Here is a 25,655-nt window from a genome sequence, read left to right on the forward strand (position 1 = left end):
GAACTTTAGACCGTCGAATACAGCTTAGTGCAGCCGTGGGAGCGTCTTCGGGTAAGCGAGCATGCTGGGGCAACAAACAATCGACTGTTCGCCGTTGAGACGAAGCAAATGGTCGGTGCACTGCGATGGCCGACTTGCGATGGTCGACTGATTGGGGACGGCCGGCTGGCAGTTTCTTGTCTAGTTGCGCCCGGTCGTCGCTGATTCCTGACCGAACTCTGATCAATAATCACAACGACCGGCGTTTGCGGGTGAATTGCAAACCGCAATGTCGGCCCGGTACTGTGTAAAAGGCCAGCCCAGCTTCAATCGTCGCTGGTCTCCAGAAGCCCTCGTCTCCACCGAGAAGGCGTCTCGCCCATGAAGCGGGAGAACACCATGATGAAGTGCGCTTGTGAACCAAAGCCGCATTGCAGTGCGATGTCCAACGTATTGCAGTTTGAGCCGAGCATCAGCGTCTTTGCTAGCTCGACCCGTCGACGAAGGACGTATTCGTGGGGACTCACGCCCGTCGCCACTCGAAACTGCGCGGCGAAATGCATGCGAGAAAGCCCCGCGCTACGCGCAATGTCATCAAGACGGATTTTCTCGCCCAAATGTTCCTCGATGAATCCAGTGGCGCGGCGCAAACGCCAGCGTGGCAGACCGCACCCTTGCCTTTGGTTGCGCATTGGCTCCCGGTACCACTTTTCGACGAGACGCGACACGATCGCGCGCGCAATGCTATCGCTGAATATGTTGGCTTTGTCGTCATCCCACGCCTCCTCTGCTGCCAGGACCTGAGCCAACCGCTCTATCGTCAAATCGTGGATGACGCGCGGTGCGTCCAGCAGAACCGGGCCGTCATGGCTACGGCCAAACACATCTTCGAAGCACTGTGACAGTATGGCCTCGGACGCATAGATGTGGAGTTGATCAAACTCTGACTGATACACGGCGTGAGCTCCCGTGCCTGGGGGGGTGACATATGCGGAACCTGGCAGCACGGTGCCATCGAGAAATACGCGGTCACGTTGGTTCAGTTCAATTGTCGTAAATAGGAGGTTCACAGTCACAATGTGATGTTTGGCTGCGCCTGGATGAGTGACTGTCAACAGGTCGCCCTGACGGTCCTCCCATCGAGTTACTAAGAGTCGTCCAGCCTCGTCTGCACGCGTCAAAGAGCTAGCGTCGGGACATCTCCACAATTGCTCGATTCGACCCTGCCTTTCTTCTCGGAGACATGTACCATCAATGCACGATTCCCAATCGTTGTCTGCGCGGCGCATGATTTGGCGACTCCAGGCGTTGGTGGAAGGGTAAGAACGATTTCCGCCGCCGCGACCGCGATAAGCTAGAGTTGCTGTGACTCCGCTCCGCCGACGCCTCGCTTTGCTGAAATCATGAAAGCAGTCTAGGCTTGGGGTTAGGCTGGGGATTGTAAGAAGCTGCTGCGATTGGGACGTTCTTGATGCCGACTCGGTCGAGCAACGGCTACTTGTTTACGGCTCCATGGAGCGTAAGAGAATGAACAGTACTGGAGCATTCGGAGACCTCGTCGCCGAGCACTTTCGCTTGCGTCGGGCCCACTCGTCGCAACTCGTATCCATCGGCGGAGACGCTTCGATCGGCATCACACGATTAGCGTGGGGAGCAAGCGGAGTCGACCGGACTCTGCCCCTGGCCGCCGAGCAAGCGCTTATCATCGTTCTCCTGCTCGAGCCGCTCCCGAACCACAAACTATGGCTTGGGGAGCGAGAACAGCCCGTTGGCCCATGGAGCCGCGGCACCATGTCTCTAGTTGACCTAGAGGAGATTCCGACCGCCTCGATAGTCGGACCATCGGACGTTCTTCACTTCTACCTTCCCCGCTCGGCACTAACCGTTGCAGCCAATCAAGAGGAGACGCGTCCGATAACCCGGCTGAACATTGATGGAGGAACCGACGACTCGACGGTTTATCGTTTAGGGCGTTTGATGCTGCCAGTGCTCCGTAACCCAAACGAAGCCAACCGGTTATTTTTGACCGGTCTGACGACTGCGTTGCATGGACACCTGCTGCAGAATTACGGAGCGGGTTCGACTACCGGCCATACAGTCAGCACGTCGCTTACACCAGCTCAGCTATCTCGCGCGAAAGAGCGAATCCGCGCGGATCTGACCGGCGATTTCCCGTTGGCGGAACTCGCTGCCGAATGTCAGCTGCCGGCGAGCTACTTTGCGCGTGCGTTCGAGCGTTCTACCGGAATGGGCCCGCACGAATGGCTCCTTCTTCAGAGGGTCGAACGTGCAAAGCACTTTCTAACGTTGCCAAACATCGACATGCAGAGCATAGCCTTTCAGTGCGGCTTTGCAGACTACAGTCATATGGAGCGGGTGTTTTCTGCAGTAGTCGGCGTCTCCCCTTTTGTATGGGCGCTTAGTAAAGCACGAGCACGGACTAGTCGAAAACCGCATTAGGATCCTCATGCAGTCATGCGTTCGTGTGTTCCTTTTGCCAGGCCTTAGGCGTAACGCCCGCTATGTTAGAGAAAACGCGAATCATGTGACTTTGGTCAGCGAAGCCACATGCAGTGGCGATCTCCGCTCCATTTAGATCCGCTCGAGAGAGCAGCTGCTTGGCTGTTTCTACTCGGTGCATCAACAGCCATCTATGAGGCGCAACACCAGTGGACCTTTTGAATGCGCGGGCGAAATGTGCAGGTGACACATCGCACATTGCGGCCAGCTGATTTAGGCTGATGTTTCCATCAAGGTTTGACGCAATCAACTCTTTTGCTCGTGCTAGCTGCCGAGGGCCAAGCCCCCCCTGCTCCAGACGCGAGCCGTATGAATATCCAGCGTAAGTCTGTTGAATATGCGCGTAGAGTGCGGTCATCAAACCGCTAGTGTAGAGATTGTTTGCTTGCTCAGGTTTGCGCATCGCTGGCAGCATCATCTGGCCCAACTCCCTGACGATGGGATCTGATATTCCCTCTGCAATGCGAAGCTCGGTTATCGTCTTCGTGCCGCTGCTGGCAGCGACAGATTCAAGTGACGTCCGCGGCAGGTAGAAATGCAACGCATCCATCGAGCCACCGATGTAGGCGGACGGCGACTGCTCGAGGTCCACGACGCTCAACGTCCCTGCAGCCCATGGCTCAACAGGAATTTCTCGGTCGTCCAGCCAAAGCTTATGCTTAATAAGTGGTCTTAATAAGAGAACTAGGACAAGCGCCCGCTCGACTGGTATTGGCTGCGTTCTGCCGGTTCCGCGGGAATCGCTGCTCACGCGTGTCACGGCAAAAGAGGCGTCACCCGTCATGTTCACAATGCTGAACCCGTCCGCCCTCTTCATGTGGAACCGCTCCGCCATCGTGTCGCCATAAGCGCCTTGAGGGTTCATTCTCGTCCTCGCTATTTACGTTGGCAGTCTTGACGCGAAACGTCACCGCGATGTAGGGGTTCGTGGTCCTTAACGTCGTCTTGAGACCCGATGGTGATGCCTTGTCGGCCGACGACGACGGTAAGATGTTTATAGCAGGTTTTTTCCATTCATTGACGCGGTTTGTCCACGAAAAAAGGACTAGGGAGCAGAAAGTAGGTACCTACAGTGAACAACTTGCCAGTTCATTAGAAATGGTCGAGCGAGACCCTTGATGGGGGGACGCGTCCGGCAACTATGCAGTCACCGGGCCTGGGCGCAGGTGTCAGCGGCCGGCGAGTGCGCGTTTAGCCTTGCGGGCATCCCTGATCCGAGCACTGGGTGATTCTCAATATGTGGACACAATGGAACTGCCGGGCATCACCAACCTTCGCTGTCCTTCTGCGCAAATCTCACGGTGATACCACATCGCTGGTCGATACCATCGCATATGGGTAGCCGTTTGAGTCGGGCCAACGAGCGCGCCGCACGCTTGCCGTCACGGGTGCGATGGAGCGCTGGATGTTAGGGAACTGACTAGCTCTGCGCGCGTGTATGGTGAGCGTACCGCCATAGGGACCCGGCGAACTCGTGGCGCCATTGCGAACGACCTTCGGTGTGCATCAGGACAATAGTCGGGAAAAGCGAGGGCGTTCAGCGAACGGGCGGACCGTGGATACTATGCTTCGAGGGCCACATTGTCTGAAACACACCGTCACGGCGCACAAGCGCATGAAAGAGTGCGGCGACAATATGGACGACGATAAGCGCGAAAAAACACATTGCAAGTGAGCGGTGTGCGTTCCATAACAGTGCATGCAACGCCCCATTATGCGCAAGCAAGAGCGGGACGCGCACGCCGAAGACCACCAGCGGGTAATCGGCTGCTGACAACATACCGTACCCAAGCAGCGGTAGCAGAAGCATCAGTACATAAAACGAAAGATGCGACAAGTGAGCAGCCCACTTCGTCAGTGTCGGCATGTCCGCGGGGAGCGCGGGCGCACCGTGAGCCATGCGCAGCGCCACACGTACAATCCCGAGCATGAATAGGACGACGCCGAGGTGCTGGTGGATCGCGACCAACGTCAGGTGTTTCGGCCTAACGGTCGACACCATGCCGACGCCAATGAATAGCATCGCCAGGATGCTGGCTGCCATGATCCAATGCAGTGCACGTTGACCTGGTGAAAATGGTCTGCTTATCTCGGGATGATCGGGCAGCTCAAGTCTAGAAGATACGCTCATGGTTGGACGGCTCCGACGGGCACCGAGTTGCGCGGATAGGCATTCTCTTCGGCGGTCCTACGGTTGTATGAGATAGCGTACGCGGCCGACCTTGCGGCTGGGAACGGGTCGTCCGACACGCCCATTCCTGGCGGGAGCACTGTGGGATCAAAGTTGATATCCCGGCACGCACCATTGGCTTCAGGTTGTATTTCCTTCGCGACCAGGGTGCCTACGAAGACGGTCCGCCGGTTTGCGGGCCATGGCTTACTCGGGTCGGCGGTCGAATCACCTCGATCGGCCACCGTCACGAGCATTGCCCAGCGCTGCGGAGCGTGCGTGACCCGTTCAGTAATGTCCGCGTTCAGGAATGCTGGCCCGCGTTTCTGAATCTGCTGCGCGCTGAGCAGCTGCGGTACAACCGTTGGCGCGAACGACCAGCGGACCACGTGCTGCGTTCCGTCGGCTTCGGTAAAAGTGAAGCTGTTCAGGCTGTTGTAACGGTCCTCGGCATACGAGGCGGTCCATGGCGCATTGCTGGCCCATTGCCCGAATCGGCGAAACTCTGGATGGGCGGAAGCAAAATCGTCCATCGCATGAGGATGTATCTTGTCCGCGAGCGCACGCTGAAGCGCGTAAAACGCGTCAGGCGTGGATACCGCGAAAAACGGAACGTCAATCATAGCGGCTCGCCACTCGCGTCCATCGGGGAGCAATACCCTCAAGCTCAAGCCCCGAACGCGAGCCATGCTGTCCTGTGTCGAGCGGTCGGATGTGCCGAGATTGAACCTACCCGTCACCGGGTACACTCCGGGCGCAAAGAGCTCAGCCTTGGAAAGTGAGGCGCCTGAGCCGTTTGACTCGAAGGTGCCAGTGAAGCATATGCCTATCGCGTGATTCCGCCGGAAACCAAGCGCTGGACCTCCGGCAGGCGAGAGGCTATCGACGATCCTTGTTGGTGTCAGCCTGCGAGGCGAAAGCCATCCGCCTGTGTAAGCAAATGCTGCTGTCAGCATTGCCGCGACTATGACAATCACCGCCAAAGACCGAAAGTCTGACGACGAGCTCACTTGTCGGCCAGCCATGTTCGCAAACTCCAATGTTCGCGGTGACAGGATGTCGCCACATTGCCCTCTTGTGCAAGCTATGTATAGAGAGGCCGGATCAAGATGGTCTAGGTCGTTCCCGATCGACCATCAAGTGACCGCGCAGCGCCGCCGTTCGCCGCCGCCCACCGGGCTGTTAAGCAAGCGCGCCTTTGTTCTAGCTCAATCCGATGCGACTGCAACCGGTCCAAGTCGAATTGCTTTTCTGAAGCATCGCATCCTTCAAAGCGAGCTTTTAACAGCTCTTCCTGACAAGCGTCCAATCGCTCCCAACAGTCCGCAATCTCGCGTTCAATCTGCAAAAGGAGCCGCGTATCTGACTGATCCATAAATGCAAATGCTCATGAAGCTACGTGGTCCTAGTGAACTCCGAGGGGACGATCCGTCGCGAGTGGCACGAGTGATCCACCACTTAGGTAACAGCCAACGGCCCTACCATCAAGTACCAGCACCAGCTAAATCTGAGCTGAGCCGCCGTCAACAAAAAGTTCACTGCCGTTCACGAAACTGCTCTCGTCGGAAGCCAGAAAGAGCGCCGCATTTGCTGTCTCGTCGGGCGAACCTAAGCGTCCCAGTGGCGTCGTGGTTTCGAAAGACTTCATCATGGCGCTATGCACTTCCTCAGACGGCGCTAGGTTATGCAGCCCCGGTGTCGAGGTGGCGCCCGGGACAAGTACATTCACGCGGATCCGGCGAGGCGCCAAATCGAGAATCCAGCCCCTCGCAAAGGTACGGATAGCCGCCTTAGTCGCCGAATAGACGCTAAAGGCAGGAATGCCTGTTGTCGCCCCGGTCGAGCCAGTCAGGATGACAGATGCTCCGTCGACGAGCAGCGGCAGGGCCTTCTGCACGGTGAAGACTGTTCCCTTGACGTTGATCCCAAAGGTCCGATCGAAGTGCTCCTCTGTAATCTCGCCCAATGCCGCGAATTCCCCGCCGCCAGCATTAGCGAACAGGACGTCGATTCTGCCGACCTCTTCCCGGATGATGCCGTACAGCCGGTCAAGGTCGTCCATCTTAGACACATCACCGGCGACCCCTCTCGCTTGCCCCCCAACCTCTCCGACCGCCTTTTCCAGTTCGGCCTCGCGACGGCCGGTCATGTAAACGATCGCACCCTCCGCTGAGAATCTCTTCGCGGTTGCGAACCCTATACCACTGTTCGCGCCGGTTACAACGGCAATCTTCCCTGCAAGCCTAGCCATTCCTTACCTCCAAAAATTTTGGTGCATTATGTATGGCAGCTTCCTGATAAGATAGTACCTACCAAAAGGTAAGGGCCGAACACATGGACTCTAGGCTGAACGGTTGTGGGCTTGAAATCGCGTTAGAAGTAATTGGCGGCAAGTGGAAGCCGCTCGTTCTGTACCACCTGCGGCCAGGACCACGCCGCTTTGGAGAGTTACGGCGAGCGGTCGGTGGCATAAGTGAAAAAGTACTCATCCAGCAGTTGAAAGAGCTAGCGGATGACGGTGTAATCATTCGCCGAGACTATCAGGAGGTCCCACCGCGTGTTGACTACTTCATGACCGAATTCGGATTTACGCTCGCGGAAGCTCTGAGACCCCTTTGCAGCTGGGGCGAGTCTTACCGGTCTCAAGTGATCGCGTTGAGGTCGGTTGCCGCGTGATCATTGCTGCTTCGTCTGCGTCGCACGGCGCTTCGCTTGTCAAGCTCCGTCGAGCAGAGGCGGACGGGCGCTGCCGCAGCGAGCACCCTTGACGTTTAGTATCAGCCAGAGACGGGCATCTTTCTTCTTGAATCGCACTGCACTTGCAAATTTCGATGGTGGCTAGTCACTTCACAGCTTCGACTTGCCAGCCTCCGGTTCGTATCTACTCGTGTGTTGTGGCCTTCGCTATGCTCTTCGCACTGCCCTGCCGAACGTCGCGATCGTGTTGTCACACGGCCCCGCTCAAACGTAACGTTGCCAGTCTGCCCTCGTAACGCCCGGTCCCGGCGACTGCGCATTCGCAGTGTTAGACAACTTGGCTAGCCGGGTAGGCCCGCATATGCAAAATTTCGGCGACGCGGCTCATACATAGCTCAAAGTCGCGGCGTGTGGCGGGAGCGCCCAGACAAAGGCGCACGCCGTCAGGCATGCTCCCTACAGCGAACGCGTCGGTACCTGCGACCCATATTCCAGCGAGACGCAACTGCGTTGACAACGCAAGGACCGTCCATGGCTGTTGCAGCGGTAGCCAGAGATGAAATCCTCCACTCGGCCGCCTGTAAGTGTCAGGGCCCAAGAGACGTGCCGCGATAGCTTGACGAGCGTCACTTTCGGCGCAGATCGCACGAACGGTCTCCTCGGCGAGCCCCGTTTCAATCCAATTCGTCGCGATTGCCGCAGACAACGGAGCAGCCATCGTTGCGGTCGCGCGAAGAACAACCGCGGCACGCTGGACCGCTGCTGCGCCGGGAACTATCAGAAAGGCAATGCGTAGCGCAGGGGAGACGCATTTTGAGAGACCGGACACGTAAAACACAAGCTCCGGCGCAAGTGACGCCAGGCTTGGCGCTGTCGACAGCAACGACCTATCACGGCTCGTTCCTGACAGACAAGGCCAGTAATTGTCGTCTTCAATGATTGGCACACCATGCCGTCGCGCCACCGCGATAATCGCTTCTCGGCGTTCTGGCGGCATGGTGACAGCTGTTGGGTTATGAAGGCTCGGGGTGCAGTAAAACGCTTTCGGATGTTCGGCTTTGCAAATTTCATCTAACGACTCGGGGATGGCTCCCTCGTCGTCCATCTGAACAGAGACCGCGCGAATGCCTAATTCACGAGCTAGCAACAGGTAGCCCGGATAGGTGAGCGATTCGACACAGACCGTCTCGCCCGGGCGCGCAAGCATCATGGTTGTGGCAAGTAGCGCGCCTTGCACGCCGGGGCATACCAAAATGCGTTCCGGGTCCAGGCCTGGGACACGCGGTCCGAGCCATGTGGCCGCTGCTATGCGGTCTCTCCTTGCGCCGTTCGGAGTCTGATATCGCATCAGCATCTCCATACCGCGATCACTGAGCGGGGATTCCAAGCTCTCGCGAATCTTCTTTTCTAGGGTCGCGTTCTGGAAGAAGGGCGGGTGGTTTATCAGCATATCGACTGTCGATACGCCACTGGCAATGAAAGGGGGCGACCTCGACGCCTTTACAAAGGTCCCGCGTCCGACCTGTGCTTCCAAAAACCCCCGGCGCTGTGCTTCAGCGTATCCCCTGCTGACCGTCGTGAAATCGATCCCTAGCGTCGCTGCGAGCGCACGCTGCGGCGGTAATCGATCCCCCACCTTTAGTTCGCCGTTCCCAATGCTTTCTTCGACGGCCCTCGCTATCGCCAAGTATGTCGGTCCCTCGGCGTCTTGGAGCACCGGCGCCCAGAAAGGTTTATGGAGCATACCCACCTCCTGCGAATCAATGATTCCATTGTATGCAACGTTTTTGTCCGCCGTGCAGTCAATTACAACAAAATTCTCTGCATAACAGGCAGACGCAATGGCCTGCCGGTAGCGTCCGCCAGACGAGTGTGCGAAACGCGCCGTACCGGGAATGCGTGCGCCTGCGAAGTTGTCCGCACCTTCACGGTGCATTCACGAAAAACAATCCATTCAATTTCTAGAAATTGCTCGCATTGCCAACAGGGTGTCCTATCATGTAATGCAGGACCAACGGTTCGACGCAGCCGCGAGATCTGAAGAAGCTCGATTCCAACTGTCAGCGGCAAGCGACCTCTGCGACAGGCTTCCAGTCGCCGCGTCGCAAAAACGCACGCTGGTCTTCCCGTCGCTTGGCCTTTGCGAAGCCGCGCGATTTTGTTCGATCAAGAACACCTGAATACGACGCCTTCCTGCCGTACACAAACGTGCACGGGAGCCTGCACGTCCCTACGTACTACTAACGGCGGGTGCAATCATGAAAGCTCACATCGAGTCCCACGACGCATCTAGCGCGGTTGGATCGCGAGTTACACGGGCAGGTCTTCTAGACGAACGGTCGTGGCGCTCCGGAGACGCGTTAGGGGCGACAAGCGCGGAAGAAATGATACTAGTAGGCTATTGGCGCGACGCCAGCGATGTCGAGAGACGTTATAGCGCCCCCGTTCTGGAATCCCATTTCACCATCGAAGTTCTTCTGTGTACCGCGGTCGTGGTTTGCTTTAGGAACGGTCGTCGCGTCGTCGATGGAGCAGTGGCGTACGGCGGGACACAGGTTACGTCGCCCGGCGAAAAGATAGAGCTCACCTTTCGGCGGCCGGTTGAAGCCATCCATCTATTCGTCCCTCTTTCCGTGGTAGCTACCGCGTACCAAGAGGTCGAACAATCGAGCCTTCCGGCCGACTACCGGATGGCAGATCCGGCCTACGCGCCCGATTTGGTCATGGCGAAACTTGGTGAAGTCTTATATAGACAAAGCGAGCTACAGGGACAATTTAGTAATCTGCTCCTGCGTAGTCTTGCAATGGCGGCCCTTGCACGGGCAATGGGCTTTGAATCAGACTCCAGCAGCGGACGTAGCAAAGGTGGCCTGGCGCCGTGGCGACTGGCCCGAGTAATGAAATTCATCGACGAGAACCTAGGAGACGAGCTGCCGCTCGACGAGATCGCAAACCACGCGGGCCTCAGTCGAATGCACTTTGCGGCTCAGTTCAAAAGAGCGACCGGGCAAAGCCCGCACGCATTCGTGATGACAAGGCGAATAGAACTCGCGAAAACGCTCCTCACCGAGGGCAGGATGTCGCTATCTCAGGTAGCGTTCACCGCTGGTTTCAGCTCGCAAGCCCACTTCACGACAGTCTTCCGTAAGACGGTGGGCGTGACGCCCGGCCAATGGCGCGGGGGACCGACAGAGCGCGAACCGGGCGAAAGCTTCCAGCAGCGGCCACCCGATCAAAAAGCCGAGAGGCAGTAGTCACAGACGCCTTCGGCGAAAACTGTCGGTGGGTAAGGCGTAGAACCTAGCCGGTTCAGACGCCGTAGTAGACCAACCTCGCAAAAAAGTCTGGGCCGACGGGGCCCTTCCCCCATACGGGGTCAAAGGCACTCGTCGGCTTGGCCGCGATCACTTCGTCAAGGTTACGTCCCTCCTTTTTCAGTCCCGCAACATTGTCACGTATCCCGGTCAACATGTCCCGAAACGCGATAAGTTGCTGCCGATTACCCACCGGATTGGCGTGTCCAGAAATCACGATTGTCTTGTCGGTTACTGATGAGACGTTCATGGATGCTGCATTGATCATCCCATCGATGCTACCGCCAGTCGAATAGTCGATGAATGGATAGATTCCGTTCCAGAACGTGTCGCCGCAATGCAGGACGTCAGCATTTGCGAAATACACCGAAATGTCACTATCGGTGTGTGCCGGCTGGTAATAGCGCAAGCTTATGGCCTGCGCATTAAGCTGCAAGGCGAGTTCCGACGAGAACACTTGCGTTGGAATTGCGGCCAACGGGGAGGACGGAAAGAGGAAGTCCCAGTCATCGACTCGGTGCGCTGACTGCAGATGCTTGTGGGTGTTCTCGTGGGCAATGACGGCCGCACCCTCCTCAGCCAGCCATTGGTTGCCGTCCGTATGGTCGAAATGCCAGTGTGTGTTGATGAGGTACGAAACGGGCTCATGGCTCAGGCCGTTGGCAGCCTCAAGCAATCGCGGCCGGCTATTGGCGATGCCAGCATCGACAAACACTTTGCCATCACGCCCGGTCAGAACCGCAATATTGCCTCCCGACCCCTCTAACACAGCGATGTTGCCGCGAACCTTGTAGACCTTGATCTTCGCTTTGGCGGCTTCGTCGCGAAACACGTCCACAAGGTTCTTAGCCTCAGCGAATGCTTGTGATGGTGTCAACCAGCATCCGGTAGCCGCAAGGCCGGCAGCCGATGCGCAACAAAGACAAAATTTCCGCCGGGACATGCTATGGACTTTTTCCGTCGACATGAGGGGAGCTCCGATGATTGCCCAAATACCCAGGACATGGTTCACCACGCAGCGGGCTGCATCAGCGCACCATCAGCTGTCGGCTTCGAAAAATTCCAGCAGATCGGAGTTGATCACGTCGGCGTGAGTCGTGAGCATTCCATGCGGATAGCCCTCGTACGTCTTGAGACGGCCATTCTTCAGCAGCTTGATCGACAAGGGCGCTGAATCGGCATAGGGAACGATCTGGTCATCGTCCCCATGGAGAACAAGCACAGGCACGTCAATCTTTCTCACATCTTCAGTGAAGTCGGTTTCTGAGAACGCCTTGATACAATCGTATTGCGCCTTTGCCCCGCCCATCATCGCCTGCCGCCACCAGTTGCGCGTCACTCCTTCCATGACTGTCGCACCGGCGCGGTTGAATCCGTAAAATGGACCAGACGCAACGTCAAGATAAAACTGAGCCCGGCTCTGCATGAGGCGCGCCCTGAGGTCGTCGAACACTTCTATCGGCAAGCCGCCAGCATTCTTCTCGGACTTGACCATTACCGGCGGGACGGCTGATATGAGAACCGCCTTTGCGACCCGTCCGGGCTCTGCACGCGCGACGTAGTGCGCCACTTCGCCGCCGCCAGTTGAGTGACCGACATGTATTGCGTCGGCTAGCTCTAGCGCAGCGACCAGCTGGGCAACGTCCGATGCATACGTATCCATGTCGTTGCCAGCTTCCGTTTGCGTCGAACGGCCATGTCCGCGTCGGTCGTGCGCAATCACACGAAAACCTTTATCGAGAAAAAATAAGAGTTGGTTATCCCAATCGTCCGCACTCAAAGGCCACCCATGATGGAAGACGATTGGCTGCCCTTTTCCCCAGTCCTTGTAGTAAATTTTTGTCTGGTCACGCATAGTTACAAAGCCGTCCATGATTTTCTCCCGGGCAATGTTTGTGGAATAGGTGGTCACTACGTCAAAGGCTGGGAAGGCACCGGCCAATATGAGAGCACATTCGTACGTCACGACTGCTGCATGGGATGACTTACAAGCCGTTGCGCTGAGCGCCTCGTGCCTCACTAACAGTGAGGCAGGGCTCACACCGATCGACCCTCGCTGGGGGATTTGGACCGGCAGAATCGGCCAGCGGATCTCCCTCACTCAGTTATTTTTATGTATCCCTGCCGGACGAGCTGAATGGTTCTCGCCATCGCGTCGGTGTTGACTTTGATATCTGGCAGAAGATCTTCGTTAGTCCAGCCATGCGATTTGGCAGTTGCGCCACAAAGCTCGACGCGCACTCCTTTCTCGATGAGCTCTTCAACCATGCGCCTATAAGGATTGCCAGACTCGATATTGCGGTCTCGGTTGTAGGATTGGTCATTAAGCGTAACGTGCCCGGCGTTTGTGTGGAAGACCGCGACGACCTCGCTCTCCGCTTTCCAATCCGCCGCGTCACTCTCGATAAGCCGGAGATGGAATACTGACGCTGGAAGGTCTCCCTCGAAAGCCAGCGCGCTGACACTAAATACGGCTTTGACACTGCTGAGTTTCACTGGAATGTCAATGCGAACCGGCTTAGGTGTATTGGACACTTTTGAGCTCCCTTCCTGTATGCCGTGACAATAAACTTAGTGATTGCTCCGGGCATGAAGAGCAAGCTCACTCAGTGACCGGCTTCACGGACGTGTATGTTGTTCTTGACGTCGCTTACCCCCGAAACCTTGGTTGTGGCGTCTTCTGCCATCTGGATCTGGCCATCATCCGGCGCATCGCCGTCTAACGTCACCTTTCCGCCGCGTGCGACCACAACGATGCCTGAAGAGTCGAGATGCTTTGTCGCTGCGAGTGCGTGGCGCACCTTGGATTCCAATTGATGGTTCTGCTTTCTCGCAACACTCCTATTGGTCGGTGCCTGGCTTGCATCGCCTGCTGACGTCTGGGCATGCGCCCCCGCCATATTCAGCAGTGAAGCAACGAGGACCAAGACGATATACCGCGTAAGCGAGTAGCCCATTTGAAGTCTCCTTAGTTGACGGTTGGTGATGCAACCAACGTCTCATGGATGAGTCTAGGCGGGCGATTTTCTGAATTCTTTCCAGAATGAACTGTAATTGTTCAAATCAACGACAGGCAAGACAGCTTTTCGCGGCGTCATCATTGACCACCCGCGCGAATCGTCAGGCGGTTGGAGACCGAGGTGACGCCTTGTACACTTTGTGCGACACGCGACGCGACTCCGATTTGTGATTCGTCCCCGACGCTGTCAGATAAAGTGACGTTACCGCCTCTTGCTAGAACGTTGACATTAGCCGTTTCAACCCCATTCTTCGAGAGAGCGCGTTGGACGCGCGTGCCTAAGGTCCGATTCGCTCGCCTAACATCAGATGTGGACGGCGTTTGCGAGGGTGACGGCGTCGGTAGATCATCGTTAGCCTGCGCTAACGCGTTCTCTGATGCGACACAGACCAGCGTGGCTACAACAATCGCAACGTAGCTTTGGATAGTCATGAGTACTCCGTCCTGCATCGAGGCTGGGTGTCGCAATGCAAACGCCTGCTGACCGCGATCAACGGCTCGACGATTTGACGTTGCTAGGGTCTAGGGATTCGGGCCCAAGTGTATCGCCGAGTATTTGGTCAATCTTCCATATATGCACGGCTAGGTGCCTGATGTGCCGATTAGTGAGCTCTTGGTCACTACCCGCTGACGATGGCATTTGGCGTTGCCGCGGTGTTCGCAATGCCGCTAAGGCCGTATGTGGTGAGCCAAGCGTTGTTGTTATAGATTGACCCTTTCACCGGTACGTCGCCGTTGATGCCCTTCGAAGGGCCGTTTTCGGGCGGCTCGACTGTCGCTTACGGGTCGGGGTGAGCCCATCGGAGCTACGAACTCATCGCCGCATAGCGGCCACTGGTGTTTGGCTGCCCGATAACGGCCGATCGTCAACGCGAACTCCCGACCCGTTTCTGCCGGTCAGGCTGGTGCACGATTAAGGCCGGTATCGGAGCGCTGCTGCCATTCGTGAAGCAGGGTTGTGCGCCGGGCAACCGTATTGTTGCGACGCTCGACTCGGTCGTGAAGTGGCTTTGATGATTATCCCTGTAATCATCGTGCCCTTCGCGATCACGATACGACTCACGACCCCGCCCGCATCGTCTCGATCTCGGTCATGGTCGGCCTCTCGACAATGTAATTCCATGTGGGCACCTGGGTATGGTGCTCATGCTTGCTCGGATAGCGACATACGCGATACCAGGACCTGGAACAATCGCTAGTAACAGCCCGGCAACGAGGAACGAGGCGGACGGGAGCATCAAAAAGTTTCCATCACTGAATGTCTGCACCAATCAGGCGGCTGTCGATCGCGGCGTCGGGCATCAGCAAACGTAGGCCATCGATGAGCGCGTCGCCAGCTTCGTTGAGCGAGTTGATCGGCATTTCCGGCAGACTTTCGAGAACAAACCACATCTGCTTGGCATTGGCAGTCAGTCTGGTCCTCACGCCTTGCCGCCAGTTCCAACGGCGACAAGTGACACCAACATCGTCGCGCCATACGACCTCCCCGTGCTCTGGTGACTCCAGGGCCGGCACACCTTCTTTGATCGTATCGAACTCTTCCGTGCCGTCTGCAATTACTAGGCGAGGCATCCCGACATACGCCTCGAAATTCTCACCGCCCACAGGAATGGCGTATTTCAGGCTGACGGCGTTATAAAGATCGACGACTGGGTCGATGCTCGGCAAGCTCCCGGCCTTCAAAGCCCGCTTACGCAGCGCGTCCGCGGAAGAACCGGTCCGCTGCGGCTTCGCGCCGAACTCTCTGAATACATTGGCCCATGCGGAAAGATGCGCGTCGGCCCATGCGGGCCCGCCTGAACCGACGTATCGGCACGCATCGTCCAGCGCTTGCTTACCAAGACCGGGGCTTACGATTGGCGACGTGCTAACACTGACACTTAGGGCACGGAAGCCCGGAGCGAGCATGGCGATCTCGCGGGCAATTGACGGGAGGACGGTGAGCATAGAGAATCCGCGGGTGACCATTCCGTACCATAATACTGACCAATGACCAAAAACGTCAATATATCGACCGATTCCGGTGCGGACATTCAGGCGGTGAGTGAGGCGGTGGCGATTCGTCTCAGGGAGTACCGCAAACAGCAAAAGTTGACGCTGGACGCGTTGTCGCGGCACTCGGGCGTGAGTAAAGGCATGCTCGTCGAGATCGAAAAGGGCGCCGCCAATCCCAGCATCGGCATTCTCTGCAAGATTTCGGCGGCCCTTGGTGTGTCCGTGGCGGACATCGTCAACGTGGCCAGTTCACCCGCTGTGCACTTGGTCGAGAAACGAGACATCCCAACACTGTGGACGGGGCAGAAGGGCGGCTCGGCGCGCCTGCTTGCTGGCACGAGCGGGCCGAGCATGATTGAGCTATGGCGCTGGGAGATGCTGCCGGGGGAATTTTTTGAATCCTCTGGCCACCCCGAAGGGACGGTCGAACTGCTGCATGTTGAGCAGGGACAACTAAAGATCGCCGTGGACGAGACTGAGCTTGAAGTTCCGGCCGGCTACTCTGCGGTAGCCAGGACCGACGTGGGACATAAATACGCGAATGAAGGCAGGTCGAAGCTGATCTTTACGATGACCGTGTTGGAGCCTCATTAGCGGGATGTGCGCACTAGGCTTCCGCACGCAAGGAGCGTACTTGATTAGAGGTTTCCTAGCGATGCCCGGCGACCGCCGCCGACGTTACCGAGCTGCATGATCCTCAACGTCGGCGCAGATCGCGGTCGGTCACGCCATCTACTGCCTGCGCAGTCTGCGTGTGCTGGACGTCGGGCAGGACTCGGCCACAAGCGGTCCGTCGAGGGCACCATCCATTAAGATGCCCAAAGGTCCCGTGCGCCACGTTCAACGACCGGTCCCAAGGGCACAAGCAGTCGTTGGCAAAAGGGAAAACTGCTGCGATGCAAACGACGGCAATAGATCTAAGCCAACAGGCGAACCGCCCCTCTGATCCTGATGAGGTACCTCGCCGTTTCAGCCTTCGACCGCCGCTTTGAAGGGAGAATGGTGGTCCATCCAATCGTAGTGGCGAGGGCTATTGGCCCAGGCCCAGTTGAGGGGGGACGGCTCTTCTAAGTCGGCGGCGATGTTGCTGCCGTGGTACACGTAGGACCCCGAAGTAGGGTAACTTGCCGGTTCGACGACCTTCGGGTGGTTCAGCGAAGTTCTTTCCATGTTACAACTCATAGTCCAAAAGAGAAATTCCAACCGCAAAGATGGCCCCCTTTGGCATCGAGGGCTCAGCCGGCGGCGCTAAGCGGGACAGCGCTCAGCTCTGTTTCGTCCGCTTCTAGGAACAAAAAAAAGGACCATCGCGCTGGATTGGCGCGATGGTCTAAAGGCGCTTCCGCGTAGAAACGGATGCCTGAGAGGAGAGCCTATAAATCCCGTCGCAACGCCACTGGCGCCGCGTCGCAGTGCTGGCGGCCCACAGCGCTGTAGCGGCCACTTTTAATGACCCACACTTAACGCATCACCTGATGGTCAGCATCTCGCGCGGTGCACGCGTGGTTAGCAGGTCGGCACCGTCGGGGGTGATCGCAATATTTTCTTCATGTACGATCATCTTGCCGGGCGCGTATTCCATCCCGGGCTCGATCGTAATGACCATGCCAGCTTCCAAGACGGCAGCATCGTCGGCACTATTCGACGGCGGTTCAGTAAGCTGTAGGCCCAATCCATGACCTAAGCGACCGACATTGTTCCGACGCATGCCGGCCGGCTCCAGTACGTCCATCATGACGCGCCAGAGGTCGCTCACGCGAACGCCCGGACGCGCAGCTTTGATACCGGCTTCCGTGGCCCGCCAAACTGCATCGTGAGCCTTGGCTGCTGCGTCCGAGATTTTGCCGACCGCGTAGTTGCGATCAAAGTCGCAAAAGTAGCCGTGCGTAGTCGCACCAATATCGATGATCAGAACGTCGCCGTCGACGAGTTCACGTGCCTTCGGACGCGAGATGATTTCCGCATAACCGCCTTCGCCGGACGCACACGCGAGAAACGGGACCGCATGTGCTCCGCGTTTGAGAATATCTATGGTCATCTCGCGGCAGACTTCCGCTTCGGTCATACCCTTGCGCGCGAATTTCGGCACTTCCTCGAACGATCGGCTGACGATCTGTCCAGAGTTACGGATCATCTCAATTTCCGCCCCGGACTTGATGTTCCGTGTTTCCCAGATACACGGGGAGCCGTCCACAAGTTGAATGGAAACGAGATTTTTCTGGACCTGGAGGAAGTCGTTCACGGGCATACGCAGGACCGATTCACGGCCCAGCTCAAATCCGATACGGCCAAACCGGCGCGGCAAGTCGCTCAACGTCGAGGACAGGAGCGAGACACCTTCATCTTGAGGACGCGGAGCGGGCCAAGTCCGAATGCTGCCGACAGCATACGTGGCGACAACCGGTTCGCCAATTTCGGGCACGACGGCGATTGTCTCGCCGCTCGCGGGGATAACGAGGAACCAAGGTCGTGCCGGGCTTTCCCAGAACTGCGTGTCGTATCCCGTAAAGTAGCGATAGTTCGGCGGAGCGGTAATAACCAGACCGTCCAGCTCATGGCTCTGCATACTCTTCTGGACACGTTCGATACGGTCGGCGAATTCTGCTTTTGGGAAGGGAAGATTGCTCATGATGACCTCTCTGTATGTGGTGGGGAGATAAGCAGTGCCGCACTGACAAGTCAGGCAGTCATCTCCATTGCGTAACCCTTAAGGAATTTCGAGACGCGTGATTCTCGGCCCATCGACGCGTACTCCGCAGGCGACAGATCGTGAACGACATGTCCACCTTCCATGAAAACAACGCGGTCCGAGATGCGCATTGCAAACTCAATCTCGTGAGTCACGATGATCATGGTCATACCTTCTCGGGCCAAACCTTCAATCACTTTCAAGACCTCGCCGACAAGCTCGGGGTCGAGCGCCGACGTCGGCTCGTCAAAGAGCACAATGGCGGGCTCCATCGCGAGCGCTCGGGCAATCGCCACCCGTTGCTGCTGACCGCCCGAGAGCTGATGCGGATATTTGTTACCGTGCGCGCTCAGTCCGACCTTCGCAAGAAGCTTGAATGCCTGTGCCTTCCGCTCTTCCTTCGACAGGCGGCTGTGATATGCCGGTGCGAGCGTGAGATTCTCCAGAACTGTGCGGTGAGGGAACAAGTTGAAGTTCTGGAATACCATGCCGATGTCAAGAATTCCGGAGCGATATTGTGAGCGCGGAATCTTGCCGTGGGAGCCATGAGGCGCCCAGAGGAACGGCTTCTCATGCAGAAGCACCTCACCATCGTCGATGGTTTCTAGACCATTGAGCGTACGGATGAACGAAGTCTTTCCCGACCCAGAGGGCCCGATGATCGAGATGACCTCGCCCGCGTTCACCTTAAGGTCGATCCCTTTCAGTACGTGGTGCTCGCCGTATTTCTTGTGCACGCCCACGGCCTGAATGGCAGGCTTGTTGGATCGCTCCCGCTTGCTGGGAGCCAACGCCACCACGCTGTTATCTGCGACCGGTTGCTCCTTGATCATCGCGGCGGTGCGGCGCGTGAAGTCGATGCGCTTCTCGACGTAGCCGAGGAGATAGCTGAAAGCCGTGACCACGAGAACGTAGTAGAACGCCACGGCAAGCATCGTTTCAAGCACTTTGAAGTTCTGCGTGTAAAGTCGCTCCCCTACGAGGAGAATCTCCCCGAGCGAAATGACTGACACCAGCGACGTTAGCTTGACGATGGTGATGTATTCGTTGATTAGCGTCGGAAGCGCGACACGGAAGGCTTGGGGAAGAACGATTAGTCGGTGCATGCCGAGGTAGCCGATGCCAAGTGCCTTCCCGGCCTCGAGTTGCCCCTTGGCCACGGCCGCGAGGCCACCGCGATGGATTTCTGCCACATACGCAGTCTCACTTAAGGCGAGGGCGATCAGGCCGGCGAGGAACGGGTTCGAAAGCACCGGGCCCGTTGCCGGTATCACCTGCGGCAGGTTGTAGACGAAAATCAGCAGAACCAGGAGTGGCAGACTCCGGAAGAACCAGACGTATGCACGACAGAACATGCGAACGGGCGCAATGGTGGATTGCTTGCCGAGCGCGAAAAAGAAACCTACGAGGATACTGATGACCCAACTCATCACGCTGAGTTCGACCACCATCCACGTTGCTTCCCAGAAAGCCTTGTACGACAGTAAGGAAAGGGCGTACCGCCAATCGAATTCCATGCTTTTGCTCCTGTTCGAGACTGCCCCGGCTTCGCGCGACAATCTCATTTACAACAGTCGACTTACTTCGCCGAACCCGTAGCACGCGCCACGTCCTGCGCCGTCGGTTCCACCAGGTTGTACTTTTTCAGCAGCGCCTGATATTCACCGTTCCTTTTCATTGTGACGAACGCATCGGCGACCTGCTGTTTCAACCCGTCGTTCCCCTTTTTGAACGCAATCCCACAGACAACGGGATTCATAGGTCCAGTCGACGTAATGACGACACGGCCGTTCAGCTTGCCTACGATCATCTTGGCGACGCCCGAATCGTCGTATTGAGCGTCAACTGCCCGGGAAAGAAGGGCTTGCGCCGCTTCCGACGACGTATCGAACTCGCGCACGTCGATAGCACCCTTTCCAGCCGGTTGGCAGGCTTTTTCCGAGACCTCGTGCAACGTCGGCACCCACGCAGCGCCCTTGAGCGAGCCCACGCGCTTCCCACACAGATCCTCCATCGTCTTGGGCTTGTAATCACCCGAGGCGTTGGCCATCAGCGAGCCGCCCGTCATGAAATACGGGATGAAATCCAGCGTTTTTGCTCGTTCGGGCGTCACATACAGCGCCGACACGATCACGTCGTACCGATTGCCAGTCAGACCAAGGATGAGATTTGCGAAGCGTGTATCGACGAATTTCGGCGTCACCTTCAGATGCGTAGACATCTTCGACATGAATTCCGGGTCAAAGCCCACGGGATCATTGCCGTCAAGCGACTCATACGGGGGATAGGTCATGTCGCTGCCAACCGTCAACGTGCCGGGGGCGATGGTTGCCGCGGAGCTGGAGGCGATGCCAACAGTACACAACAACGACAGCATCAGCGCGCGCGTCGTGGACTTCAGAACAGGGGCTTTCATGGGATAAGTCTCCTAGAGGGAACTGGTCGCTTGTTTTAGCTGCTGGTCTATGCCTCGACCAGTTGCCAGAGAGTGTCGAGAAGAACGTCCGCGCCGGTAGCGAGTTGCGCAGGGGTAGAGAATTCACGAGGGTTGTGACTGACACCTTCGCGGCTAGGTACGAAAATCATTGCGGTGGGACAGACTCGAGCCATCATTTGCGCGTCATGGCTAGCGCCAGACACAATGCGCATCGAGGACAGCGATCGGGCTTGCGCGTTATTTTCGATGCGTTCACACAGGGAAGAACTGAAAGGCACCGGGTCGTTTCGCGAGGTGCAGTTGAGCGTCACCTTGAAACCTTCGTCACGCAGCGCCGCCACAGCGTCCCTCAGGTCAGCTTCGGCCCGCGCAAGCGTCTGGATGTAGGGGTCCCGCATATCGATCGTGAAGCTGGCTTTGCCTGGAACAACGTTGATGGAATTGGGTTCGAGCGCGAATGTGCCGATGGTCGCGACCGCCGGCGTCAGAGAGTCTGCAGAACGTTTCGTGATGTCGCGAATGAGTTCCATCGCTGCGGTTCCCGCGTCGAGGCGAAGGGCCATCGGGGTTGTACCCGCATGGTTGGCGCGCCCTTCCACAGCGACGTGCCACCACGAATAGCCTTGCACGCCTTCGACCACGCCGATCGCCAGACCCTTTGCATCGAGAACGGGGCCTTGCTCGATATGCAACTCGACAAAGGCACTCGGTAGGAACTCCCAGGGTGACGCTTCGCCGGCATAGCCGATGCGGTCGAGCTCTTCCCCGAACCGTTTTCCATCGGTCGAGACGACGTGCAAGGCGTCGCTGAGGCTCATCTCCTTGGTCATGACCCGTGAACCAAGGAGATCGGGTGTGTAACGCACGCCTTCCTCGTTCGTGAAGGCAGTCACGACCAGCGTCTTCCGCGGCTTGAGTCTCGCCTTTACGATCGCAGCTATCACTTCGATGCCCGCGACCACACCGTAGCAGCCGTCCAAGGCACCGGCGCGCCGCACTGTATCGATGTGAGAGCCCGTCATGATTGGGGCATCGTCGCTTTGTCCCCGCAACACGCAGTGAATGTTTCCAATGGAGTCGATCACGACCTCGGCGCCCGTCTCGCGCATCCACATCGAGACGAGCTTCCGTCCCAGACGGTCCTCTTCGGTCAAAGCGAGACGCGTGCGCCCCTGTCCCTCGACTGCGCCGACTTGACCGAGTAAGTCCAGGCGGGCATTCAGACGTGTTGCGTCAATTTTCACAGCGCAGCCTCCTCGTCACCGATCAGAGCACGGTAGGTCGCGGCATCGGTTGCGCCCTCGGTGTTGAACAGCAAGACAACCGACTTCTCATTCAGGCCGAGCGCTTGGCGTAACGCAGGTGACTGCGATGCTTCGAGCAAGGCAGCCACACCGGCGCCACCGCTTTCGCCGCTGACGATGCGTGGGTCATTGCCTCTTGGCTTCGCAAGCGTACGCATCGCCTCGATCGCAGGGGACTCATCGACGGTGACAAAGGCGTGAGTCGTGCGCTGCAAGATCCGCCACGCGACGGCGGACGGCTCATAGCATTCGAGCATTGCCATGACCGTCGGCTCCTCTGCATCGATACGGGTGACTGCACCATTGCGTGCACTTTCGAAAAGGCAAGCAGCGCGCTCCGGCTCGACCACCACGACAACGGGCGCTTTCTCGCCGAGCTTCAGCTTGAGGTAGGCGGCTACCGCTGCGGCATAGCCGCCGACGCCCGCTTGCAAGAACACGTGAGTCGGGATCAGTCCAGCTTCGCCCGCTTGTCGAACCGATTCCTCCGCCATCACCAAGTAGCCTTGCATGACTCGCGAGGGGATCGTTTCATATCCCGGCCACGACGTGTCGGACACTACTTGCCAGCCGTGTTGGTCCGCTGCAGCGTTCAGCGCAGCGATCGAATCGTCGTAGTTCCCGGCAGTGCGGGTGACTGTCGCGCCCTCTGCGGCAATAGCATCCGCCCGTGCTTCGCTCACCCCGGAGTGCACAAAGACGTTGCAACTCGCACCGGACAACTGAGCGCCGGCGGCGACAGCCCGTCCGTGATTGCCGTCCGTCGCACAAGCGAATGTCATCCCTTTCGCGACCGTATGAACAGCTTCGTCTTTCAGTTGCTCCGGCTCGACTTGTCGGCCCAGCCGCTTCGAGGCTTCTTCGATCACCAGGCGAATGACCGCGTGGGTTCCGCCTAGCGCCTTAAAGCTTCCCAGACGGGAGCGGGCGCCCTCGTCTTTGACCAAGATGCCGCCGACCCGCAACTCGCTCGCGAGAGCGGGAAGCGACTGCAGCGGCGTCTCTTGATAAGGAACATGGCTCAGAAACCGCCGCACATCGGAAACGACTTCAGGGTGAAAGTTGGACTGGTCGGCCGCATCGAGTGCGGATCCAAAAAGGCTGTTTCGATTGATGTGAACTCGCATTGTCATATAGCATCCGGGTGGGTCAACGATTACAGTCTATTTCTCGTCCCGGTTTTTCTTTATTCTTTTTGGCATCCCAAACGAGAAAAATTCTCATGGTTACCGCACAGCCGGCTTCGCTCGATCAATTTGATCTGGACATTCTGGAATTTGTGCAGCGCAACAATCAGACGCCACACCGTGAGATCGCGAACGCAATTAACCTGTCCGTGCCATCCGTCGCTCGTCGCTTGCAACGGTTAAGAGCGAGTGGCGTCATTGCCGCGGACAAAAGTGTTCTCAAGCCCGAAGCAGTGGGCGCACATGTGACGCTCATCGTGCAGGTGGCTGCCGAGAGTGAAGCCGTCGAGTTGCTTGACTCGATGAAGGCACGCTTTAAAGCGTGTCCACAAGTCCAACAGTGCTACTACGTGACCGGCGAGATGGACTTCATTCTCATCATGGCGACACGCGATATGGAGCAATACACCGCTCTGACGCGGACGTTGTTCTTTGCGGAAGGGAACGTGAAACACTTCCGGACGTTCGTGGCAATGGAACGTGTGAAGGCGTCGTTGGACATTGCGTTGGCCGAACTTTGACCCGCCTCGCCGATAAAGACCCCCGAAGCACGGTGCAAGCTTAGGTACTCCCGTCACGACATGCATGCCCATCGTCGGCTTTGAAGCCATTGCTGCCGTTCGAATGACGGCTGTCATCGACGGCGGAATGGCTGTTTGTGGCCGATTACGGAATTTCAGCGGTCACTATCAAAGCGTTGGGAGCCGCTTCCGTATGTGCGTGGCTGCAGTGGCTTACTTATCCACAGCTTACGTGGATAACCGTCTAGATCACGCGCCGAACCAAACGCTATGTACCTGATGTTGCTAGCAAACAGCACTGTGATGCGTGCCATGTCAGTCAGCCGACGTTACGACCGGATTCTGTCACCTTGGCGGCCGGCCCCACCTCGATCAAGTCGGCCGCGATCAACGGCACGCCGTCCCGCTCTTCGGAGTCGACGTCGCGGTCGATCGTTAGTTGCAGGGATACCTGCTGCCGGCGCAGCCAGCTGACGATCGCGCGCGCCCGGCCCGGACTGGTGCGCGGAATCGAGCGCCACCAGCGGCCGCCGCGCCGGTTGCAGAACGCGACCGGTTCACCGAGTGTGGCGATGCCCTCGCCTTTCAGGCGTCGCGCCACGCGCGGGCGCGCCAGGCGCTGATCACGTGATCGGCATGCGGCGGCAGCGCCGCGAGCTGCGCGGCCTCAGTCACCATCCGGAACGTCACGGCGGTGAACAACGGCCGCCAGTGCTGCCGCATCGACGCGCGCAGGTGGTCGGCCAGCGCCGTGGAACCATGCGCGAGTGCCAGCGTCACCAGCGCGTCGAGCATCGTCGTCAGGTGCCGCTCCATCGCGCCGGGCGTGGCCGCGTGCGAATCCTCGTCGGGATCGTAGTAGGTGCGCGCGATCACCGCGGGCGGGATGCGCTGCACGAACGCGCGCAGTGCCGTGAAATCCTTGCTCGTGTAGCGGCGCTCAAGATGGAGTGATTCGGTGAGCTTCTCCGGGGGACGCGCCGTTCCCGTGGTGAGCTTTTGCGGGGAGGATGTCGTCGCCACGCGCGTGCGTGCAGGCATCGTCGCTCTCCTCGCCGGCGTCCCCGCGCGAGTTATCGCGGCCGCCTGGTCCCTCGTTGCCGGACGGCGGCGCTGGGGCCCGCAACCGCGGCAAGCCCAGTTGCGCGAGCGCATCCCTCGCCTGCGCCATGAAGACCTCGGGGCAGGTCGCGCACAGGCACTCGAACGCCGGGCGCGCCTCACGCAGCAGTTCGGCCAGGCGCGCATTTTCCGCGGCGTAGGCGGTGTCATCGAAGTCGGTGATTGGCCGTGCGCCATACATCACGCGCTGCACCAGCCTCACCGCGCCGACGTCCGCGATGAAGTCGATCACCGGCAGGAAAAGCGCCTCTTCAGCCAGAGCTGAACCAAAGGTCTCCGCCAGCGCGACCACGACCGCGAGTTCGATGCGCGTCGGATTGACCGGCAGGGACGGCATGGCGTCGCCGTGCGCGGTCAGCCACGCCGCAGCCGCGCGCCGCTTCAGCGTTATGGCCGCGTCGACGTTTAACGCGACGCGCGCGACCGGCGGGCTCGGCGCCCCGCTGAGCCAGCGTTCAGTGTCACCCGCACCGTCGCGGTCGCCGTTGCCGTTGCCGTCGCGAACGTCGTCGCTGCCTTCTGCCTCGGTCTCTCCCCTGCCAGGTAAATCGGAGATACCCGATTCTACCCCTGAAACGCTATCCCGATAATAGGTATTATCAGGTCTGCTAACTAGCAGCGATTAGAGTCGGCGCCACGTTAGTCTGTTTCAACGTCAACGCGGCGTTCGGAGAACGAGCGACGCGACTGCTGCAGTTGGC

The 25,655-nt window shown here is 58.2% G+C and carries 25 protein-coding genes; 5 read left to right on the forward strand and 20 right to left on the reverse strand.

Annotation, left to right across the window (positions count from 1 at the left end; translation table 11 throughout):
- Nucleotides 1-305 precede the first annotated feature (305 nt).
- Complete coding sequence (locus tag NCR37_RS22670; protein WP_250475054.1) at nucleotides 306-1,094, reverse strand: helix-turn-helix domain-containing protein; 789 nt, start codon at nucleotides 1,092-1,094, stop codon at nucleotides 306-308.
- A 676-nt stretch (nucleotides 1,095-1,770) separates the two neighbouring features.
- On the opposite strand from NCR37_RS22670, the gene NCR37_RS22675 reads away from it, so the two are divergent.
- Nucleotides 1,771-2,439 carry a helix-turn-helix domain-containing protein gene (locus NCR37_RS22675; protein ID WP_250475055.1) on the forward strand — a complete coding sequence of 223 codons (669 nt, stop codon included), beginning with the start codon at nucleotides 1,771-1,773 and terminating at the stop codon, nucleotides 2,437-2,439.
- 13 nt (nucleotides 2,440-2,452) lie between these two features.
- On the opposite strand, the gene NCR37_RS22680 is transcribed toward NCR37_RS22675, so the two are convergent.
- The 4 genes from NCR37_RS22680 to NCR37_RS22695 form a co-directional block, all read right to left on the reverse strand.
- Nucleotides 2,453-3,364 carry a helix-turn-helix domain-containing protein gene (locus NCR37_RS22680; RefSeq protein ID WP_250475056.1) on the reverse strand — a complete coding sequence of 304 codons (912 nt, stop codon included), beginning with the start codon at nucleotides 3,362-3,364 and terminating at the stop codon, nucleotides 2,453-2,455.
- Nucleotides 3,365-4,036: 672 nt separating this feature from the next.
- Entirely contained in the window at nucleotides 4,037-4,630 is a 594-nt protein-coding gene (locus NCR37_RS22685) for a cytochrome b (protein WP_250475057.1), read from the reverse strand.
- Complete coding sequence (locus tag NCR37_RS22690) at nucleotides 4,627-5,694, reverse strand: catalase family peroxidase (RefSeq protein ID WP_250475058.1); 1,068 nt, start codon at nucleotides 5,692-5,694, stop codon at nucleotides 4,627-4,629. The genes NCR37_RS22685 and NCR37_RS22690 overlap by 4 nt, the downstream gene beginning before the upstream one ends.
- A 476-nt stretch (nucleotides 5,695-6,170) precedes the next feature.
- Complete coding sequence (locus NCR37_RS22695; protein ID WP_250475059.1) at nucleotides 6,171-6,920, reverse strand: SDR family NAD(P)-dependent oxidoreductase; 750 nt, start codon at nucleotides 6,918-6,920, stop codon at nucleotides 6,171-6,173.
- Between the two features lie 83 nt (nucleotides 6,921-7,003).
- Here NCR37_RS22695 and NCR37_RS22700 point away from each other — a divergent pair, with 83 nt between their 5' ends.
- A complete protein-coding gene (locus NCR37_RS22700) occupies nucleotides 7,004-7,345 on the forward strand; it encodes a winged helix-turn-helix transcriptional regulator (RefSeq protein WP_250475060.1) in 342 nt (113 codons plus the stop codon).
- Nucleotides 7,346-7,694: 349 nt separating this feature from the next.
- On the opposite strand, the gene NCR37_RS22705 is transcribed toward NCR37_RS22700, so the two are convergent.
- Nucleotides 7,695-9,302 (reverse strand): aminotransferase-like domain-containing protein, encoded by a 1,608-nt coding sequence (locus NCR37_RS22705; protein WP_250475061.1) that lies wholly within the window; start codon nucleotides 9,300-9,302, stop codon nucleotides 7,695-7,697.
- Between the two features lie 448 nt (nucleotides 9,303-9,750).
- On the opposite strand from NCR37_RS22705, the gene NCR37_RS22710 reads away from it, so the two are divergent.
- The gene (locus NCR37_RS22710) at nucleotides 9,751-10,620 is read left to right on the forward strand and encodes a helix-turn-helix domain-containing protein (RefSeq protein ID WP_250475062.1); all 870 of its coding nucleotides are present in this window, start codon (nucleotides 9,751-9,753) and stop codon (nucleotides 10,618-10,620) included.
- Between the two features lie 55 nt (nucleotides 10,621-10,675).
- On the opposite strand, the gene NCR37_RS22715 is transcribed toward NCR37_RS22710, so the two are convergent.
- From NCR37_RS22715 to NCR37_RS22740, 6 genes are all read right to left on the reverse strand, one after another.
- Nucleotides 10,676-11,557, reverse strand: a complete 882-nt coding sequence (locus tag NCR37_RS22715) for an MBL fold metallo-hydrolase (protein ID WP_250475063.1) — start codon at nucleotides 11,555-11,557, stop codon at nucleotides 10,676-10,678.
- A 162-nt stretch (nucleotides 11,558-11,719) separates the two neighbouring features.
- Nucleotides 11,720-12,553, reverse strand: coding sequence for an alpha/beta fold hydrolase (locus NCR37_RS22720; protein ID WP_250475064.1), 834 nt, complete (start codon nucleotides 12,551-12,553; stop codon nucleotides 11,720-11,722).
- Between the two features lie 224 nt (nucleotides 12,554-12,777).
- Nucleotides 12,778-13,215 (reverse strand): DsrE family protein, encoded by a 438-nt coding sequence (locus tag NCR37_RS22725; protein WP_250475065.1) that lies wholly within the window; start codon nucleotides 13,213-13,215, stop codon nucleotides 12,778-12,780.
- A gap of 71 nt (nucleotides 13,216-13,286) precedes the next feature.
- Nucleotides 13,287-13,637 (reverse strand): BON domain-containing protein, encoded by a 351-nt coding sequence (locus tag NCR37_RS22730; protein WP_250475066.1) that lies wholly within the window; start codon nucleotides 13,635-13,637, stop codon nucleotides 13,287-13,289.
- 140 nt (nucleotides 13,638-13,777) lie between these two features.
- Nucleotides 13,778-14,149, reverse strand: coding sequence for a BON domain-containing protein (locus NCR37_RS22735; RefSeq protein ID WP_350029082.1), 372 nt, complete (start codon nucleotides 14,147-14,149; stop codon nucleotides 13,778-13,780).
- A gap of 801 nt (nucleotides 14,150-14,950) precedes the next feature.
- On the reverse strand, nucleotides 14,951-15,646 hold the full coding sequence (locus NCR37_RS22740) for a B3/B4 domain-containing protein (RefSeq protein WP_250475068.1): 696 nt from the start codon (nucleotides 15,644-15,646) through the stop codon (nucleotides 14,951-14,953).
- A 42-nt stretch (nucleotides 15,647-15,688) separates the two neighbouring features.
- On the opposite strand from NCR37_RS22740, the gene NCR37_RS22745 reads away from it, so the two are divergent.
- On the forward strand, nucleotides 15,689-16,288 hold the full coding sequence (locus NCR37_RS22745) for an XRE family transcriptional regulator (RefSeq protein ID WP_250475069.1): 600 nt from the start codon (nucleotides 15,689-15,691) through the stop codon (nucleotides 16,286-16,288).
- Nucleotides 16,289-17,162: 874 nt separating this feature from the next.
- On the opposite strand, the gene NCR37_RS22750 is transcribed toward NCR37_RS22745, so the two are convergent.
- From NCR37_RS22750 to NCR37_RS22770, 5 genes are all read right to left on the reverse strand, one after another.
- A complete protein-coding gene (locus NCR37_RS22750; RefSeq protein WP_250475070.1) occupies nucleotides 17,163-18,323 on the reverse strand; it encodes a M24 family metallopeptidase in 1,161 nt (386 codons plus the stop codon).
- 50 nt (nucleotides 18,324-18,373) lie between these two features.
- Entirely contained in the window at nucleotides 18,374-19,900 is a 1,527-nt protein-coding gene (locus NCR37_RS22755; RefSeq protein ID WP_250475071.1) for an amino acid ABC transporter permease/ATP-binding protein, read from the reverse strand.
- Between the two features lie 62 nt (nucleotides 19,901-19,962).
- A complete protein-coding gene (locus tag NCR37_RS22760; RefSeq protein ID WP_250475072.1) occupies nucleotides 19,963-20,799 on the reverse strand; it encodes an ABC transporter substrate-binding protein in 837 nt (278 codons plus the stop codon).
- Nucleotides 20,800-20,846: 47 nt separating this feature from the next.
- A complete protein-coding gene (locus NCR37_RS22765) occupies nucleotides 20,847-22,064 on the reverse strand; it encodes a M20 family metallo-hydrolase (RefSeq protein ID WP_250475073.1) in 1,218 nt (405 codons plus the stop codon).
- On the reverse strand, nucleotides 22,061-23,251 hold the full coding sequence (locus NCR37_RS22770) for a diaminopropionate ammonia-lyase (RefSeq protein WP_250475074.1): 1,191 nt from the start codon (nucleotides 23,249-23,251) through the stop codon (nucleotides 22,061-22,063). The genes NCR37_RS22765 and NCR37_RS22770 overlap by 4 nt, the downstream gene beginning before the upstream one ends.
- Nucleotides 23,252-23,346: 95 nt before the next feature.
- Between NCR37_RS22770 and NCR37_RS22775 the strand changes: the two genes are divergently transcribed.
- Nucleotides 23,347-23,832 (forward strand): Lrp/AsnC family transcriptional regulator, encoded by a 486-nt coding sequence (locus NCR37_RS22775; RefSeq protein WP_250475075.1) that lies wholly within the window; start codon nucleotides 23,347-23,349, stop codon nucleotides 23,830-23,832.
- Nucleotides 23,833-24,151: 319 nt separating this feature from the next.
- Here the strand turns inward: NCR37_RS22775 and NCR37_RS22780 are convergent, their stop codons facing one another.
- Genes NCR37_RS22780 through NCR37_RS22790 form a run of 3 tightly spaced genes read right to left on the reverse strand, consistent with a single transcriptional unit; the run spans nucleotide 24,152 to nucleotide 25,291 of the window.
- Nucleotides 24,152-24,433, reverse strand: coding sequence for a phage integrase family protein (locus NCR37_RS22780; protein ID WP_250475076.1), 282 nt, complete (start codon nucleotides 24,431-24,433; stop codon nucleotides 24,152-24,154).
- Nucleotides 24,418-24,855, reverse strand: coding sequence for a hypothetical protein (locus NCR37_RS22785; RefSeq protein WP_250475077.1), 438 nt, complete (start codon nucleotides 24,853-24,855; stop codon nucleotides 24,418-24,420). Before NCR37_RS22785 ends, NCR37_RS22780 begins: the two co-directional genes overlap by 16 nt.
- Nucleotides 24,773-25,291: a hypothetical protein gene (locus tag NCR37_RS22790; RefSeq protein ID WP_250475078.1), complete on the reverse strand. Its 519-nt coding sequence runs from the start codon at nucleotides 25,289-25,291 to the stop codon at nucleotides 24,773-24,775. The genes NCR37_RS22785 and NCR37_RS22790 overlap by 83 nt, the downstream gene beginning before the upstream one ends.
- Nucleotides 25,292-25,655 lie beyond the last annotated feature (364 nt).

The organism is Caballeronia sp. GAFFF1 (genome assembly GCF_023630705.1).
GTDB lineage: Bacteria > Pseudomonadota > Gammaproteobacteria > Burkholderiales > Burkholderiaceae > Caballeronia.